Annotated in this window: 13 protein-coding genes; 4 read left to right on the top strand and 9 right to left on the bottom strand. The window is 74.2% G+C overall.

What is annotated here, in order from left to right; all coding sequences use genetic code 11:
* Positions 1-81 precede the first annotated feature (81 nt).
* The 5 genes from ACIPAE_RS27210 to ACIPAE_RS27230 all read right to left on the bottom strand — a co-directional run bounded on the left by ACIPAE_RS27210 (position 82) and on the right by ACIPAE_RS27230 (position 6,689).
* Positions 82-2,208, bottom strand: coding sequence for a 3-hydroxyacyl-CoA dehydrogenase NAD-binding domain-containing protein (locus tag ACIPAE_RS27210; RefSeq protein ID WP_402448585.1), 2,127 nt, complete (start codon positions 2,206-2,208; stop codon positions 82-84).
* Positions 2,205-3,425 (bottom strand): acetyl-CoA C-acyltransferase, encoded by a 1,221-nt coding sequence (locus ACIPAE_RS27215; protein ID WP_329363840.1) that lies wholly within the window; start codon positions 3,423-3,425, stop codon positions 2,205-2,207. The genes ACIPAE_RS27210 and ACIPAE_RS27215 overlap by 4 nt, the downstream gene beginning before the upstream one ends.
* A gap of 328 nt (positions 3,426-3,753) precedes the next feature.
* A complete protein-coding gene (locus ACIPAE_RS27220) occupies positions 3,754-5,007 on the bottom strand; it encodes a ribonuclease D (protein ID WP_329363838.1) in 1,254 nt (417 codons plus the stop codon).
* Between the two features lie 247 nt (positions 5,008-5,254).
* Entirely contained in the window at positions 5,255-5,920 is a 666-nt protein-coding gene (locus ACIPAE_RS27225) for a response regulator transcription factor (RefSeq protein ID WP_103884949.1), read from the bottom strand.
* A gap of 142 nt (positions 5,921-6,062) precedes the next feature.
* Complete coding sequence (locus ACIPAE_RS27230; protein WP_329363834.1) at positions 6,063-6,689, bottom strand: DUF3000 domain-containing protein; 627 nt, start codon at positions 6,687-6,689, stop codon at positions 6,063-6,065.
* Positions 6,690-6,824: 135 nt separating this feature from the next.
* On the opposite strand from ACIPAE_RS27230, the gene hemE reads away from it, so the two are divergent.
* Positions 6,825-7,880, top strand: coding sequence for a uroporphyrinogen decarboxylase (gene hemE / locus ACIPAE_RS27235; RefSeq protein ID WP_402448766.1), 1,056 nt, complete (start codon positions 6,825-6,827; stop codon positions 7,878-7,880).
* A gap of 69 nt (positions 7,881-7,949) precedes the next feature.
* On the opposite strand, the gene ACIPAE_RS27240 is transcribed toward hemE, so the two are convergent.
* Complete coding sequence (locus tag ACIPAE_RS27240; protein ID WP_402448590.1) at positions 7,950-8,939, bottom strand: DUF4349 domain-containing protein; 990 nt, start codon at positions 8,937-8,939, stop codon at positions 7,950-7,952.
* 133 nt (positions 8,940-9,072) lie between these two features.
* Between ACIPAE_RS27240 and hemG the strand changes: the two genes are divergently transcribed.
* Together hemG and hemQ are read left to right on the top strand one after the other, a co-directional pair.
* Positions 9,073-10,566, top strand: a complete 1,494-nt coding sequence (gene hemG / locus ACIPAE_RS27245; protein WP_402448592.1) for a protoporphyrinogen oxidase — start codon at positions 9,073-9,075, stop codon at positions 10,564-10,566.
* 4 nt (positions 10,567-10,570) lie between these two features.
* Complete coding sequence (hemQ, locus tag ACIPAE_RS27250; RefSeq protein ID WP_402448595.1) at positions 10,571-11,341, top strand: hydrogen peroxide-dependent heme synthase; 771 nt, start codon at positions 10,571-10,573, stop codon at positions 11,339-11,341.
* Positions 11,342-11,447: 106 nt separating this feature from the next.
* On the opposite strand, the gene ACIPAE_RS27255 is transcribed toward hemQ, so the two are convergent.
* Positions 11,448-12,146 carry an aminoacyl-tRNA hydrolase gene (locus ACIPAE_RS27255; RefSeq protein ID WP_366414000.1) on the bottom strand — a complete coding sequence of 233 codons (699 nt, stop codon included), beginning with the start codon at positions 12,144-12,146 and terminating at the stop codon, positions 11,448-11,450.
* A gap of 57 nt (positions 12,147-12,203) precedes the next feature.
* Between ACIPAE_RS27255 and ACIPAE_RS27260 the strand changes: the two genes are divergently transcribed.
* Positions 12,204-13,901, top strand: a complete 1,698-nt coding sequence (locus ACIPAE_RS27260) for an ATP-binding cassette domain-containing protein (RefSeq protein ID WP_402448597.1) — start codon at positions 12,204-12,206, stop codon at positions 13,899-13,901.
* 61 nt (positions 13,902-13,962) lie between these two features.
* On the opposite strand, the gene ACIPAE_RS27265 is transcribed toward ACIPAE_RS27260, so the two are convergent.
* Both ACIPAE_RS27265 and msrB read right to left on the bottom strand, forming a co-directional pair.
* A complete protein-coding gene (locus ACIPAE_RS27265) occupies positions 13,963-15,009 on the bottom strand; it encodes a carbohydrate kinase family protein (protein WP_402448599.1) in 1,047 nt (348 codons plus the stop codon).
* A 105-nt stretch (positions 15,010-15,114) separates the two neighbouring features.
* Positions 15,115-15,537 carry a peptide-methionine (R)-S-oxide reductase MsrB gene (gene msrB, locus ACIPAE_RS27270; protein WP_328470477.1) on the bottom strand — a complete coding sequence of 141 codons (423 nt, stop codon included), beginning with the start codon at positions 15,535-15,537 and terminating at the stop codon, positions 15,115-15,117.
* Between the last annotated feature and the right edge of the window lie 15 nt (positions 15,538-15,552).

Below are 15,552 nucleotides of genomic sequence, written 5' to 3' on the forward strand. Positions count from 1 at the left end.
GACGGCCTCGGCCCGTGCCGTGGCAACGAACGTGCCCGGTCCTCCGTCGAGGAGGCCGGGCACGTTCGTCATGGGGGTCTGCTACGCGGGGACGCTCGCGACGCCGGGGGCGAGGAACGGCTTGCCGTTCACCCGCTCGGAGACGCCCTCGCGGTCGAGGTAGGGGGTGATCCCGCCGAGGTGGAAGGGCCAGCCGGCGCCCGTGATCAGGCAGAGGTCGACGTCCTGCGCCTCGGCCACGACACCGTCCGCCAGCATCAGCCCGATCTCCTGCGCGACCGCGTCCAGCACCCGCGCGCGCACCTGCTCCTCGCTGAGCACGGAGTCGCCCTGCTTCAGCAGCGCCGCGACCTCCGGGTCCAGCTCGGGCGCGCCCGAGTCGTAGACGTAGAAGCCGCGCTTGCCGGCCTTGACCACGGCCGCGAGGTTCTCCGAGACGGTGAAGCGGTCCGGGAAGGCGCCGTGCAGCGTCTCGGAGACGTGCAGGCCGATCGCCGGGCCGACCAGCTCCAGCAGCACCAGCGGCGACATCGGCAGCCCGAGCGGCTCGATCGCCTTCTCCGCGACCGCCACCGGGGTGCCCTCGTCGATGATGTTCTGGATCTCGCCCATGAAGCGGGTCAGGATGCGGTTGACCACGAACGCGGGCGCGTCCTTGACCAGCACCGCGGTCTTCTTCAGCTTCTTCGCCACCGCGAAGGCGGTGGCCAGCGACGCGTCGTCGGTGCCCTCGCCCCGGACGATCTCCAGCAGCGGCAGCACCGCGACCGGGTTGAAGAAGTGGAAGCCGACCACCCGCTCCGGGTGCTCCAGCTTCGCGGCCATCTCCGAGACCGACAGCGACGAGGTGTTGGTCGCCAGGATCGCGTCCGGCCGGACCACGGCCTCCAGTTCGGCGAAGACCTGCTGCTTGACGCCCATCTCCTCGAAGACGGCCTCGATCACGAAGTCCGCGTCGCCGAACGCGGTCGCCTTGTCGAGGTGGCCGGTGACCAGGGCCTTCAGCCGGTTCGCCTGGTCCTGGCCGATCCGGCCCTTGCCGAGCAGCTTGTCGACCTCGCCGTGGACGTACCCCACGCCCTTGTCGATCCGCGCCTGGTCGATGTCGGTCAGCACGACCGGCACTTCGAGACGGCGGACGAAGAGCAGGGCGAGCTGGGAGGCCATCAGGCCCGCGCCGACCACGCCGACCTTGGTCACCGGGCGGGCCAGCGACTTGTCGGGGGCGCCGGCCGGGCGCTTGCCGCGCTTCTGCACCAGGTTGAAGGCGTAGATGCCGGCCCGCAGTTCGCCGCCCATGATCAGGTCGGCGAGCGCGGTGTCCTCGGCCTCGAAGCCCTTGCGCAGGTCGCCGTGTTTCGCCGCGGCGATGATGTCCAGCGCCCGGTACGCGGCAGGCGCGGCGCCGTGCACCTTGCCGTCCGCGATGAACCGGCCGCGGGCCACCGCCTGGTCCCACGCCTCGCCGCGGTCGACCTCGGTGCGGACCACCTCCAGCTCGCCCTTGAGCACCGCCGCGGTCCAGGCCAGCGACTGCTCCAGGAAGTCCGCGGCCTCGAACAGCGCGTCGGCGATGCCGAGTTCGTGCACCTGGGCGCCCTTGAGCTGGCGGTTCTGGTTGAGTGAGTTCTCGATGATGACGGTCACCGCGCGGTCGGCGCCGATCAGGTTCGGCAGCAGGGTGCAGCCGCCCCAGCCGGGTACCAGGCCGAGGAAGACCTCGGGCAGCGAGAACGCGGGCACCGACGCGGAGACCGTGCGGTAGGAGCAGTGCAGGCCGATCTCGACGCCGCCGCCCATCGCGGCGCCGTTGTAGTACGCGAAGGTCGGCACCGCCAGCGACTGGAACCGCTTGAAGACGTCGTGGCCGCCGCGGCCGATGGCCAGCGCGTCCTCGTGCCGCCTCAGCAGCTCCACGCCCTTGAGGTCGGCGCCGACCGCGAAGATGAACGGCTTGCCGGTGACGCCGACGCCGACGATCTCGCCGTCCGCGGCCTCCTTCTCGACCTGGTCCAGGGCGGCGTCGAGGTTCGCCAGCGACTGCGGGCCGAGCGTGGTCGGCTTGGTGTGGTCGAAGCCGTTGTCGAGGGTGATCAGCGCGAACCGGCCCGCCCCCGGCAGGTCGATGTGGCGCACCTGGGCGTCGGTGACGACCTCGCCGGGGAACAGCTCGGCCGCGCCCTTCAGCAGATCTGCGGTGGAACTCACTTGCCGCTCCCGTCGAAGTTCGGGTTCTCCCAGATGACCGTGCCGCCCATGCCGAAGCCGACACACATGGTGGTGATGCCGTAGCGCACCTGCGGCTGGTCCTCGAACTGCCGGGCGAGCTGGGTCATCAGCCGCACCCCGGAGGCGGCCAGCGGGTGGCCGTAGGCGATGGCGCCGCCGTACTGGTTGACCCGCGGGTCGTCGTCGGCGATGCCGTAGTGGTCCAGCAGGGACAGCACCTGCACCGCGAACGCCTCGTTCACCTCGAACAGGCCGATGTCGTCGATGCCCAGCCCCGCCTTGGCGAGCGCCTTCTCGGTGGCCGGGATCGGGCCGATGCCCATCACCTCCGGCTCCACGCCCGCGAAGGCGTACGACACCAGGCGCATCTTCACCGGCAGGTCCAGCTCGCGGGCCACGTCCTCGGCGGCGAGCAGGGAAGCGGTGGCGCCGTCGTTGAGCCCGGCGGCGTTGCCCGCGGTGACCCGGCCGTGCGGCCGGAACGGCGTCTTCAGCCCGGCGAGCTGCTCCCGGGTGGTGCCCGGCCGCATCGGCTCGTCGGCGGTGGCCAGCCCCCAGCCGGTCTCGCCGACCTCCGGGTCGGTGCGGCGGATCGCGATCGGCACCAGGTCCTGCTGGATCTTCCCGTTCGCGTACGCCTTCGCGGCCTTCTCCTGGCTGCGGACGGCGTACTCGTCGGCGCGTTCCTTGGTGAGCTGCGGGAACCGGTCGTGCAGGTTCTCCGCGGTCATGCCCATGAACATCGCGGACTCGTCGACCAGCTTCTCGGAGACGAACCGCGGGTTGGGGTCCACGCCCTCGCCCATCGGGTGCCGGCCCATGTGCTCCACGCCGCCGGCCAGCACCACGTCGTACGCGCCGAAGGCGATGCCGCCGGCGGTGGTGGTCACCGCGGTCATGGCACCCGCGCACATGCGGTCGATCGAGAAGCCGGGCACGGTGGTGGGCAGTCCGGCGAGGATGCCGGCGGTACGGCCGAGGGTCAGCCCCTGGTCGCCGATCTGGGTGGTGGCCGCGACGGCGACCTCGTCGACCTTCGCCGGGTCGAGGCCGGGGTTGCGCCGCAGCAGCTCGCGGATGGACTTGATCACCAGGTCGTCGGCGCGGGTCTCGTGGTAGATACCCTTCGGGCCCGCCTTGCCGAACGGGGTGCGGACGCCGTCGACGAAGACGACCTCCCTCGCGGTACGAGGCACGATGCTCCCTTTGATTGTGTTCGCTCGCCTCCGGGCGCTTCGACCCGGTGTCGACGGTCGTCGCTCCCGCGCTCGTTCCTCGCTTGTCGCTCCTCCACTTTCGACACCGGCGCGCCCTTTGGCTCGCTCACCGGCGAACCCGGGTGGATGGTGACCGTGCGGGTGGACGTACTCCGAGGAGTGGACGCGTCTGACGCACCCAATGCTACTCATGGGTAACCCATGTGCCTACTCCTACCCCGGCATGCGGCGCAGGTCACACCGAAGAGCCGTCCGGTGGACGGCGGTTCGGGTGTTACTGAGGGTTACTCGGAGGTCGTGTCGAGGGCTATTCGGCGGCCGGGGAGGGCGGCTGGGTGGTGAGCGCCTGGGTGAGCAGGGGCGTGTTGAGGGCGACCTGCCAGGGCCGGGCGCCGAGGGAGGCGAGGGCGTCCGCGACGGCCTCGGGGGTGATCGAGGACGGCGGCGCCCAGCAGATCCGGCGGACGGTGTCCGGCGTGACCAGGTTCTCCTGGGGGAGGTTCAGCTCCTCGGCGAGCGCGGAGACCGCGGCGCGGGCCGCGGAGAGCCGGGCGGCGGCCGCCGGGTCCTTGTCGGCCCAGGCGCGCGGCGGCGGGGGGCCGGTGTACGCGGCCGTGGGCTGCGGGAGTTCGCGCTCCGGCAGGGCCCGGGCGCGGTCGATCGCGGCCTGCCACTGCTCGAGCTGGCGGCGGCCCATCCGATGGCCGAAACCGGGCAGCGCGGCGAGCGCGTGGACGTTCGGCGGCGTCTCCAGGGCGGCGGCGACGATCGCCGCGTCGGTGAGCACCCGCCCGGGGGAGACGTCCCGCTCGCGGGCGGTACGGTCCCGCGCCTGCCACAGCTCGCGCACGATGCCGATCTGCCGGCGGCGGCGCACCTTGTGCATGCCGGAGGTACGGCGCCAGGGATCGACCCGGGGAGGCGGCGGCGGGGCCGCGGCGATCGCGGAGAACTCCTGGAGCGCCCAGTCGAGCTTGCCCTGGCCGCGCAGCTCCTCCTCCAGGGCGTCGCGCAGGTCGACCAGCAGCTCCACGTCGAGTGCCGCGTACCGAAGCCACGGCTCCGGCAGCGGCCGGGTGGACCAGTCGACCGCGGAGTGGCCCTTCTCCAGCGTGAAGCCCAGTACGTTCTCCACCATGGCGCCCAGGCCGACCCGGGCGAACCCGGCCAGCCGTCCGGCCAGTTCGGTGTCGAACAGGGAGCTCGGCCGCATGCCCAGCTCGAACAGGCACGGGAGGTCCTGGGTGGCGGCGTGCAGGACCCATTCGGTGCCGTCCAGCGCCTCGCCCAAGGACGAGAGGTCGGGACATCCGACGGGGTCGATCAGCGCGGTCCCTGCCCCGGTGCGGCGCAGCTGGACCAGATAGGCCCGCTGTCCGTACCGGTAGCCGGAGGCGCGCTCGGCATCGACGGCGACCGGACCGGAACCTGCGGCGAACGCCGCGACGACTTCTGCGAGGGCCTCCGGGCTGGCGGTCACCGGCGGGATTCCCTCGCGCGGGTCCAGCAGCGGGACCGGCGCCGATGATTCCTGGATTGCGGTCTCTCTGGCGTCGGTCACCTGTCAAGGGTAGCCGTGGTGAGCCGCCGTGGTGGATCTCCGTCGCAGCACGATTGCCGACCGGCCGACGTCACGGCCGGGGACGGGGGGTGTCGAGGCGGTGTCCGGCAGGCCGCGGGGGGGGGGGGGGGGGGGGGGGGGGCGCGGGCGGGGGGGGGGGGGGGGGGGGGGGGGGGGGGGGGCGGGGGGGGGGGGGGCGCCCGGCGCGCCCCCCCCCCCCCCCCCCCCCCCCCGACGGGTCCCGGGGTCAGTGGATGATGCCGGTGCGCAGCGCCACCGCGACCATGCCGGCCCGGTCGCCGGTGCCGAGCTTGCGGGCGATCCGGGCCAGGTGGCTCTTGACGGTGAGCGCGGACAGGCCCATCGACACCCCGATCGCCTTGTTCGACTGGCCCTCCGCGACCAGCCGCAGCACCTCGACCTCGCGGCCGGACAGCTCGCGGTAGCCGCCCGGGTGGCCGGGCACGCCCGGCGGGCGGCGCTGCATACGGGCCGCGGTGGCGCCCAGCGGGGCCAGGCCCGGGCGGCCGGCCAGCGCGCCCGCGGTGTTGCGGGTGCCGGTGACGACATAGCCCTTCACGCCGCCGGCCAGTGCGTTGCGCACCGCGCCGATGTCGTCGGCGGCCGAGAGCGCCAGGCCGTTGGGCCAGCCGGCCGCGCGGGTCTCGGCGAGCAGGGTGAGGCCGGAGCCGTCGGGCAGGTGGACGTCGGCGACGCAGATGTCGCGCGGGTTGCCGACCCTGGGGCGGGCTTCGGCGATGGAGGAAGCCTCGATCACGTCCCGGACTCCGAGCGCCCACAGGTGTCGGGTGACAGTGGAGCGAACCCGGGGATCGGCCACGACGACCATGGCCGTCGGCTTGCTGGGACGGTAGGCGACCAGGCTCGTGGGCTGCTCGAGAAGAACGGACACCGGGCCTCCTGTGCAAAGGGGACTGAAACGGTCACAGTCTCCTTCGGCAGCATTTGCTCCCGGCTTTAGGGAAAGATCACGATTTGTTGGAGAACAATTCCGGCAAATCGGACGGCCGATCGAACAGCGCCGGGACGGACCGTCAGGTCCTGCGCTTCGGCAGCGGCACCACGCCGCTCACCGGCCGCCCGGACGGGTCGGGACCGTCGGTCGGCGGCAGGCCCGCGCACGCGCACAGCAGGTCGCACCAGGCCACCAGGTGCGCCGCCGTGTCCGGACCGCCGAGGCCCGGCCGGTCGTACGGCGTCCACGACGCGCGGATCTCGATCTGCGTGTCGTCCCTGCGCTCGGACAGGCCGCCGAAGTAGTGCGAGGACGCGCGGGACACGGTGCCGCTCGGCTCGTGGTAGGCCGCGCCGCGGGCCGCCAGCGCGCCGGTCAGCCAGGACCAGCTCACCTCCGGCAGCAGCGGGTCGCCCGCCATCTCCGGCTCCAGCTCGGCCCGGGCCAGCGTGACCACCCGGAACTCGCCGTGCCAGGCGTCATGGCCGTCCGGCTCGTGCAGCAGCACCAGCCGGCCGTCGGCCAGTTCCTCCCCGTCGGCGAGCACCGTCGCCTCCAGCGCGAAGGCGTACGAGGCGAGCCGGCGCGGCGCCGGCACCTCCTCGATCCGTACCTCGGTGCGGGCCCGGGCGGTCCGCAGACCGTCCACCGCGCGCCGGAAGGAGAAGGGAGCCTCGTCCGGCGAGTGCCCGTGAACCGCAGCCATGCCCGGAAGACTAGGCCGCCACCCAGCCGCACGCCCGCACCAACACCCCTTGTGTCACGGCGTGCTGCCGAAGGAGGTGGGTGCGGCGACGGAGAAACGCCGGCCGGGCGCGGCGGTGTTCCGGGGCGTGGGAGGATACGGGGTGTGAGTGTGCACCAGCAGACCGCTGCTTCCCCGTTCATCCGCGCCTGCCGGCGCGAGTCCGTGCCGCACACCCCGGTGTGGTTCATGCGCCAGGCCGGGCGGTCGCTGCCCGAGTACCACAAGGTGCGCGAGGGCATCCCGATCCTGGAGTCCTGCACCCGGCCCGAACTCGCCGCCGAGATCACCATGCAGCCGGTGCGGCGGCACTCCGTGGACGCGGCGATCTACTTCAGCGACATCGTGGTGCCGCTCAAGGCGATCGGCATGGACGTCGACATCAAGCCCGGACTCGGCCCGGTGATCGCCGAACCGATCCGCACCCGCGCCGACCTCGCCCGGCTGCGCGACCTGGAGCCCGACGACGTCTCCTTCGTCACCGAGGCGATCGGGCTGCTCCTCGGCGAGCTCGGCGCCACCCCGCTGATCGGCTTCGCCGGCGCGCCCTTCACCCTGGCCAGCTACCTCGTGGAGGGCGGCACTTCGCGCAACCACGAGCGCACCAAGGCGATGATGTACGGCGATCCCGAGCTGTGGCGGGACCTGATCGACCGGCTCGCCGACATCACCACGAGCTTCCTCAAGGTGCAGATCGAGGCCGGTGCCTCCGCGGTGCAGCTCTTCGACTCCTGGGTCGGCGCCCTCGCCCCCGCGGACTACCGGCGGCACGTCATGCCCGCCTCCGCGAGGGTCCTCGACGCCATCGGGGGCTACGGCGTGCCCCGCATCCACTTCGGCGTCGGCACCGGGGAGCTGCTCGGGCTGATGGGCGAGGCCGGCGCCGACGTGGTCGGCGTCGACTGGCGGGTGCCCCTGGACGAGGCGGCCCGCCGGGTCGGCCCCGGCAAGGCGCTCCAGGGCAACCTCGACCCCTCGGTGCTCTTCGCCCCGAGCGCCGCGGTCGAGGCGAAGGCCGCGGAGGTCCTCGAAGCGGCCCGCGCGTCCGGCACGGGCCACATCTTCAACCTCGGCCACGGCGTCCTCCCCAGCACCGACCCCGACGCCATCACCCGCCTCGTGGAGTACGTCCACACCTCGACCGAGCGGTAGCGGACCCGCCCGGGTGCCCCCTTCGCAGGCGGGGGCACCCGGAACCGGCAGGACCCCCGCCGCCGCGGATCAGGGCGCCCTGCGCACCACCTTGCGGCGCACGAGGCGGTATGCCAGGAACCCGAGGGCGATCACCGCGGCGAACGGCAGGACGACCGCGAAGGCGACCAGCACCCCTCGCACCGCCACGCGGAACCCGTGCCAGCCGGTGCCGAAGGCGTGCCCGACGGTGGTCCAGAAGCCGCTGGGGTGGTGCGGCTTCGCCCGCGCCGGAGCGGCCGGCGGCTCGGAGAGCTTGAGCGTGATCGTCGCGAGGTCGGTACGCGACCTGAGCGACGTCTGCTGCGCTTCGAGCGCTTCGAGCGCCGACTCCCGAGTGCTCAGCTCGCTCTCCAGCTTCACCACGTCGTCCAGGTCGGTCGCCTTGTCCATCAGGGCCCGCACCCGCGCCACGCTGGCCTGTTGCGACTTGATCCGGCTGCCGACGTCGACGACCTGCCCGGTGACGTCCGCCACGCTCACCTTGCGCTCCAGCAGGCGCCCGAGCCCGCCGAGTTCGGCGAGCACCGTGTCGTACGCGTCCGGCGGGACCCTGAGCTGGATCGTGGAGGTGGCCCGGCCGCTCGCGTCGACCGTCGTGGTCTCGTCGCCCGCGTAACCGCCGGCCCGGGTGGCGTACTGCCGGGCCTTGGCGAGCTGGTCCTGCACGTGCGGGGTGCGGACGCCGAGGGTCGCGGTGCGCACGAGGTAGCTGGCCGGCGTCGGCGTGCCCGTCGGCGTGCCGCCGGGTGCGCTGCCGTGCGCGGCCCCGGAGTCGGTGCTGCCGGAGCCGGTGGCGCCGGAGGGCGCGGTCGACGCCGCGGAGAAGGGCGCGTCGGCCGCCCGCTTCACTCCCGCGTCCGCCGACTTCGCCCCGGACGAGTCGCTGCCGCTGGACGCGCTGCACCCCCCGACGGCCACGGCCGCGGCCAGCAGCAGCGCGAGACCGGCCGCGCCCCTGCGCCCGAGGCGCCGCGGCCGAGCCCGGTCCGTTCTTCGCCAGATCTGCGTGTGGGTCATCAAATCCCCCCGGTGTCAGGGCTGTTGGGTCGCGATCGACGGTTGGACGGGCCCGGCCCGCGGCGGGTTTCAGGCGCGCGGTTCCGAAGGGGTCACGTTCGGAACTCGTTCCGGCGTCTGCGACAGTGGAGCCATGAGCCAGACGCGTGACGGCCGGGACAGCCGAGGTAATCAGGGCGACGGGCGTGGCGCCGCGGACGGCCCGGCGCGGGTCCCAGGGCGGGTCGTGGTGGTCGGCGGCGGGATCTCCGGACTGACCGCGGCCCTGGACCTCGCCAAGGGCGGCGCCCAGGTCACGCTGCTGGAAGCCGCGGAGCGGCTGGGCGGCAAGCTGTACGCCGACGAGATCGCCGGCGCCCCGGTGGACCTCGGCGCCGAGTCGATCCTCGCCCGGCGGCCCGAGGCGGTGCGGCTGGCCCGCGAGGTCGGGCTCGCCGACGACCTCCAGCCGCCCGCCGTCGGAGGCGCCACGCTGTGGACCCGCGACCGGCTGCGCCCGATGCCGCAGGGCCATGTGATGGGCGTGCCGGGCGACCTCGCCCCGCTCGCCGCCTCCGGGGTGCTGACGGCCGCGGGCCTGGCCCGTATCCCGCTCGACCACGTGCTGCCCCGCACCGACATCGGCGAGGACACGGGCATCGGCGCTTACGTCGCCGCCCGGCTGGGCCGCGAGGTGGTGGACCGGCTGGTCGAACCGCTGCTCGGCGGCGTCTACGCGGGCAACTCCTACGAGATCTCGCTGCGCGCCGCCGTACCGCAGCTCTACGCGGCCGCCCGCGACAGCCGCTCGCTGATCGAGGCGGCCCGCGGCATCCAGCGCAAGGCGGCCGCCGCCTCGACCGGCGGCCCGGTCTTCAACGGCATCCGCGGCGGGATCGGGCGGCTGCCGCTCGCGGTGGCCGACGCGTGCCGCGCCGCGGGCGTGAGGATCGTGACCGGCACCCCCGTACGGGAGTTGCGGCGCACCGGCCCGCACGAGTGGCGGGTCGGCCTGGACGGCCGCGAGCTGACCGCCGACGCGGTGGTGATCGCGGCGCCCGCACCCGTCGCGGCCGCGCTGCTCGCCGAGGAGGCACCGGCCGCCGCGGCCGAGCTGGGAGCGGTCGAGTACGCGAGCATGGCGCTGGTCACCATGGCCTTCCGCCGCCGCGACGTGCTCCAACTCCCGCTCAGCAGCGGCTTCCTGGTGCCTCCGGTGGACGGCCGGACGATCAAGGCGGCCACCTTCTCCAGCCGCAAGTGGGGCTGGCTCGACGAGGCCGGCGGCGACACGTTCGTGCTGCGCACCTCGGTCGGGCGGCACGGCGACTCCGCCGACCTCGCCTGGGACGATACCGACCTGGTCCGGCTCTCCCGGGAGGACCTGGGCGAGGCGGTGGGCCTGCGGGCCGCGCCGGTCGCCGCCCGGGTCACCCGCTGGGACGGCGGGCTGCCGCAGTACGCGGTCGGGCACGTGGACCGGGTGCGGCGGCTGCGCGAGCAGGCCGCGAAGCTGCCGGGCCTGGCGCTGTGCGGCGCGGTGTACGACGGGGTCGGCATCCCCGCCTGCGTCGGCAGCGGGCGCCGGGCCGCCGCCGAGGTGCTGGCCACCCTGGTGCCGGGCGGCGCGGGCGGCGCGGGAGAATAGCCGTATGACCGATTCGACCGCCGATCGCGCCCTCGACTCCGCCGCAGCAGCAGCCGCGGCCGACGCCACCCAGAACCGGCCCGCCAACGCGGGCAAGAAGGCCAAGGATCTCAACGAGGTCATCCGCTACACGCTCTGGTCGGTGTTCCGGCTCAAGGACGTGCTGCCGGCCGACCGCACCGGCTACGCGGACGAGGTGGAGGAGCTGTTCGCGCAGCTCGCCGCGAAGGACGTCACCGTGCGCGGCACCTACGACCTGTCCGGGCTGCGGGCCGACGCCGATCTGATGATCTGGTGGCACGCGGAGACCGCCGAGGCGCTCCAGGATGCGTACAACCTCTTCCGCCGCACCTCGTTCGGCCGGGCGCTGGCCCCGGTGTGGTCCAACATGGCGCTGCACCGGCCGGCGGAGTTCAACAAGTCGCACGTGCCGGCGTTCCTCGCGGACGAGGAGCCGCGCGCGTACGTCAGCGTCTACCCGTTCGTGCGCTCCTACGACTGGTACCTGCTGCCCGACGAGGACCGTCGCAGGATGCTGGCCGACCACGGCAAGATGGCGCGGGGCTTCCCCGATGTGCGGGCCAACACGGTCGCTTCCTTCTCGCTGGGCGACTACGAGTGGATTCTCGCGTTCGAGGCGGACGAGCTGTACCGGATCGTGGACCTCATGCGGCACCTGCGTGCTTCCGAGGCGCGGCTGCACGTCCGTGAGGAGGTGCCCTTCTACACGGGGCGCCGCCGCCCCGTCGCCGAACTCGTCTCCGGGCTCGCCTGAACGGACCCGCCGGGCTGCCCCGTTGGGGGCGCGGGGAACCGCGCGACAAGCCACCCACCGGCGGGTGGCCCCTCAACAGCCGGACCCACCACCCCGAAGGGCCCGGCTAGCCCCGAAGTGCCGGAACGTCCGCGATGACCGTCGCCGACCCGGGAGCGATCTCGGTGAAGCCCGCATCGCGGACGAGGGGGAGCCCGGACCCGGTCAGGCCCCGCCAGGCCGCAGGGGTTGCCGTGCGCACGGCGAGTCGGAACCCCGTTTCCCGCCAAGCGCGGCGCTCCTCGGGGGACAGCTCCCACCAGGCGAGTTGGGCGCCGTGGCCGGCCTGGGCCATGGCCTTGCCGGCGGACATGGTGATGTCGGGTGCCATCCACAGGACGGGGTGGGCCGGGTCGGCGGGCGGGGGCGGCTCGGGGTCGTCGAGTTCGGTGCCGGACACCTGGAGCTTGGCCAGGTCCTTCGGCCAGCCGTCGAGCGGGACCGGCGGGAAGACCCGGACCTCCGCGGTCTCGCCGGTCACGGTGATACCCGGCAGGGCCTCGGCCCGGCGCCACTCCCCGCGGCGGGCGCGCCGTACGACCTTGCGGATGCGGGCGTCCTGCCAGGCGTGGACCACCTCCGTCCACTCGCCGTCCTCGTCGGTCGCCCGCTCGTCGGACAGTAGGGTCAGGACGGCCCGGGCCGCGGTCTGTAGGGCGTCGGTGCGGGCCGGCGGCGCCTCGCGCTCGATCCGGACCACCAGGGGCAGGACGTACTGGGGCGCGGCGTCGCGGTCGACCGCCTCGTGCTGGAAGGGGCTGCTCACCCGGCCAGTCTCCCATCGGACCTGTGCGCCCCCCGCGGGGTGGGTCAGGATGGGGGTGTGCTGGAGACGAACGGGCTGCGGCTCGATCAGGTCGGGCGGCGCTACGGGGTGCGCGGGCCCTGGGTGTTGAGGGATGTCTCGCTGGAGGTGCCGGGCGGCTCGCTGGTGCGGGTCGAGGGCGCCAACGGCAGCGGGAAGTCCACGCTGCTGAGGATCGTCGCGGGCGTGGACTCGCCGACCGCCGGGCGCCTGACCGGGCGGCCGGACGCCGGTACCGCGTACGTGCCCGAGCGCTTCCCCGCGGCGCTGCCGTTCCCGGTGCTGCGCTACCTCACCCACCTCGGCGCGATCCGCGGCCTGCCTTCGGCCGCCGCCCGCGCCCGTGCCCTGTACTGGCTGGAGCGCTTCGGCATCACCGGGTACGCCGGGACCCCGCTCGACGAGCTGTCCAAGGGCACCAGCCAGAAGGTCGCCGTCGCGCAGGCGCTGCTCGCCGACCCGGAGTTGCTCGTCCTCGACGAGGCGTGGACCGGCCTGGACACCTCCGCCCGCGATGTCCTCGACGGCGTGGTGCGCGAACGGGTCGGCGCGGGCGCGACCGTCTTCTACGTCGACCACGATCCGCGCCGCCTGGCGGGGGAGGCGAGCGCGGTGTACGCGGTGACGGCGGGCGGAGCGGTCCGGGCGGCCGACGTGCGGGGCCGTGAGCGGCCGGGGGCTGCGCACCGCACGGGGGGCCGCGTCGTCGTCGAGGCCGCCGGGAGCGGTGAAGTGCCGCCCGCGGTCGAGCCGTTCGGGCCGTGGCGGGAGGGCGGCGGGAGGATCGGGGTGGAGGTGCCGGCGGAGGCGTCGGACGGTGTGCTGCGGGCCCTGCTCGGCGCGGAGCCGCCCTGGCACATCGAGGCCGTACGCGGCGGGGGCGTGCCGCGGCCCGGTATCCGCGCGGCGACCGGACCGGCCGGGTCCGTCCCCGCCGCGAAGGCGCCCCCCGTGTCCGTACCGGCCGGGCCCGTACCGGCCGGGTCCGTACCGGCTGTGGACGCAGTGCCGGGGGCGGGCGGGCCGTACCGACGGCTCGGCGCGCTCGTGCGGTACCAGGCCGACCTGCTGCTGCGCTCGCACCGCTTCCTGCCGCCGCTGATCTTCTACGGCGCCGTGCTGGCCATCGGCGTCGCGGGCGGTGAGGCGCTGCTCGGCTCGCTGGGGTACGCGGCCGCGCTGCTGCTGCCGGTGGCCGCGTGGCTGGTGCGGGTGTGCGCGACGGGCGAGCCGCCGGCCGCGCGGGCCTGCACGGCCTCGGCGGTGGGGCCGGGCCGGGCCCATCTCGGCGCGCTGCTGGCCGCGTTGGGCGGGTCCGGGCTGCTCGGGCTGGTCGGCACGCTGGTGGTCACCGCGATCAGCGGCGCGCACACCGACGACATGCGGGCGGACATCCCGATCGGGCCGGCGCTGCTGGCCGGGCTGATGGCCGCGGCGGTCTCCGTGCTGCTCGGTACGGCGGTCGGCGCGCTGACCAACTCGCCGCTGCTGCCGGGGGCGGGCTGGTCGGTGCTGGTCACGGCGGTCGGCGCGGGCGCGGTGCTGCTGACCAGCGGTTCGCCCGCGCAGGCCGCCGTGACGTCGCTGGTGCACGGGTCGCAGTCAGGCGCGGTGCACTACCCGGTGGCCGCGCTCGCGGTGGCGGTCTGCGTGGCGGCCCTCGCGCTGGGCGGGTCGGTGCGGACGGTGGCCCGGCTGGGGACCGCGCGGGCCTGAAGTCGCCGTCCGGCGACGGCGGTCGGGTGGAAGTTCGCGCCGCGCCGGCCGGCCGCCAGGCTCACCCGCTGACAGCGGCGCCGTCCGCCATGGCATCGCCCGCCGCAGCCGTCCCGTCCGGTGCCCCGGACGCGCGTGCCCGCAGGCAGCTCGCGGCCAGTTCGTCGGCCCCGATCTGCGCCTCGTGGGTGCCGTGGTGCCCGCAGGCGAACGCCCCCGAGACCGAACCGGCCAGCGCGCACTGGTCGAGGTCGCCGCCGTCGAAGAGCGTGTGCAGGAAGGCGGTGACGTACGCGTCGCCCGCGCCGTTGCTGTCCACCACCGGCCGTTCGGGGCGGACCGCGGGCATGTGCCGGACCAGGTCGGGCCGGGCGCGGTCCAGGACGTACGAACCGTCGGCGCCGTCGGTGGCCACCGCAAGCCGGGCCCGGCCGCGGGCGACGATGTCGCGCAGCACGTCGGCCACCCCCTCCTTGACGGTGGCGGCGCTCATGAACACGTAGTCGGCGCCGTACGCCCACGGGTGGGCCGACGGGTCCGCGCCGTCCCAGGTGTGCAGGTCGGTGGACACGGGCACACCGCGCCGGCGGGCCGCGTCGAACAGCTCGCGGTTGACGTGCGAGCGGGCCAGGTACACATGCCGGGCCCGGTCCAGGTACGGGCCGCAGAAGGAGAGCGGCATGAGCAGGTCGGCGGGGTGCCGGCCGTCGAAGAAGGAGAACCTGCGGCCTTCGGCGTCGACCAGGTTGACGCTGCGCGGGGTGCCGGCGGGGGCCACCAGGTGGTCGAAGTCCAGGCCGACCGCCGCGTACTTGTCGAGGATCATCCGGCCGGGCGCGTCGTCGCCGAGGAAGTCCACGAACTTGGTTCGGCGGCCGAGCGCGTGGAAACCCAGCGCCACGCCGTTGCCGGTGTGCGCGACGTAGTCACGGACCGGCGGCACCCACACCGAGTCGCCGCCGGGGATCTTCAGCTCGTCCACCCGGACGATGGTGTCGATGCCGCTCCCGCCGACGACCAGGACGTCATAGCGATCGGCCGCTCCGCCGGTCTCGATCCCGGCCCCGGTGCCGCGGTCGGCTCCGGTGCCCTCGGTGCTGTGGTCCACGGCCCATCCCCCCGGTTCGGTGTGTGCCGATCACCTTACGACCCGGGGGTGCGGGAGGGAGCGGACCAGGCCGTCACCGGGGGGGGCCTGCCGGCGGGGGCGCGGTCAGCTCTCGGCGGGGGCCATCCGCAGCGAGATCGAGTTGATGCAGTAGCGCTGGTCGGTAGGGGTCGGATACCCCTCGCCCTCGAAGACGTGGCCCAGGTGCGAGCCGCAGTTCGCGCAGCGCACCTCCACCCGCACCATGCCCATCGAGCGGTCCTCGATCAGCTCCACCGCGTCGGAGTCGGCCGGGTCGTAGAAGGACGGCCAGCCGCAGTGCGACTCGAACTTCGTGTCCGACCGGAACAGCTCCGCGCCGCAGGCCCGGCAGGAGTAGACGCCCTCGGTCTTGGTGTCGGTGTACTCACCGGTGAACGGGCGCTCGGTGCCGGCCTGGCGCAGCACCGCGTACTCCTGCGGCGACAGCTCGGAGCGCCACTGCTCGTCGGTCTTGTCGACCTGGTACTTGCGCGCATCCTGCGACATGCGAACCTCCTCAGT

It is taken from the genome of Streptomyces sp. NPDC087270 (assembly GCF_044744625.1).
GTDB lineage: Bacteria > Actinomycetota > Actinomycetes > Streptomycetales > Streptomycetaceae > Actinacidiphila.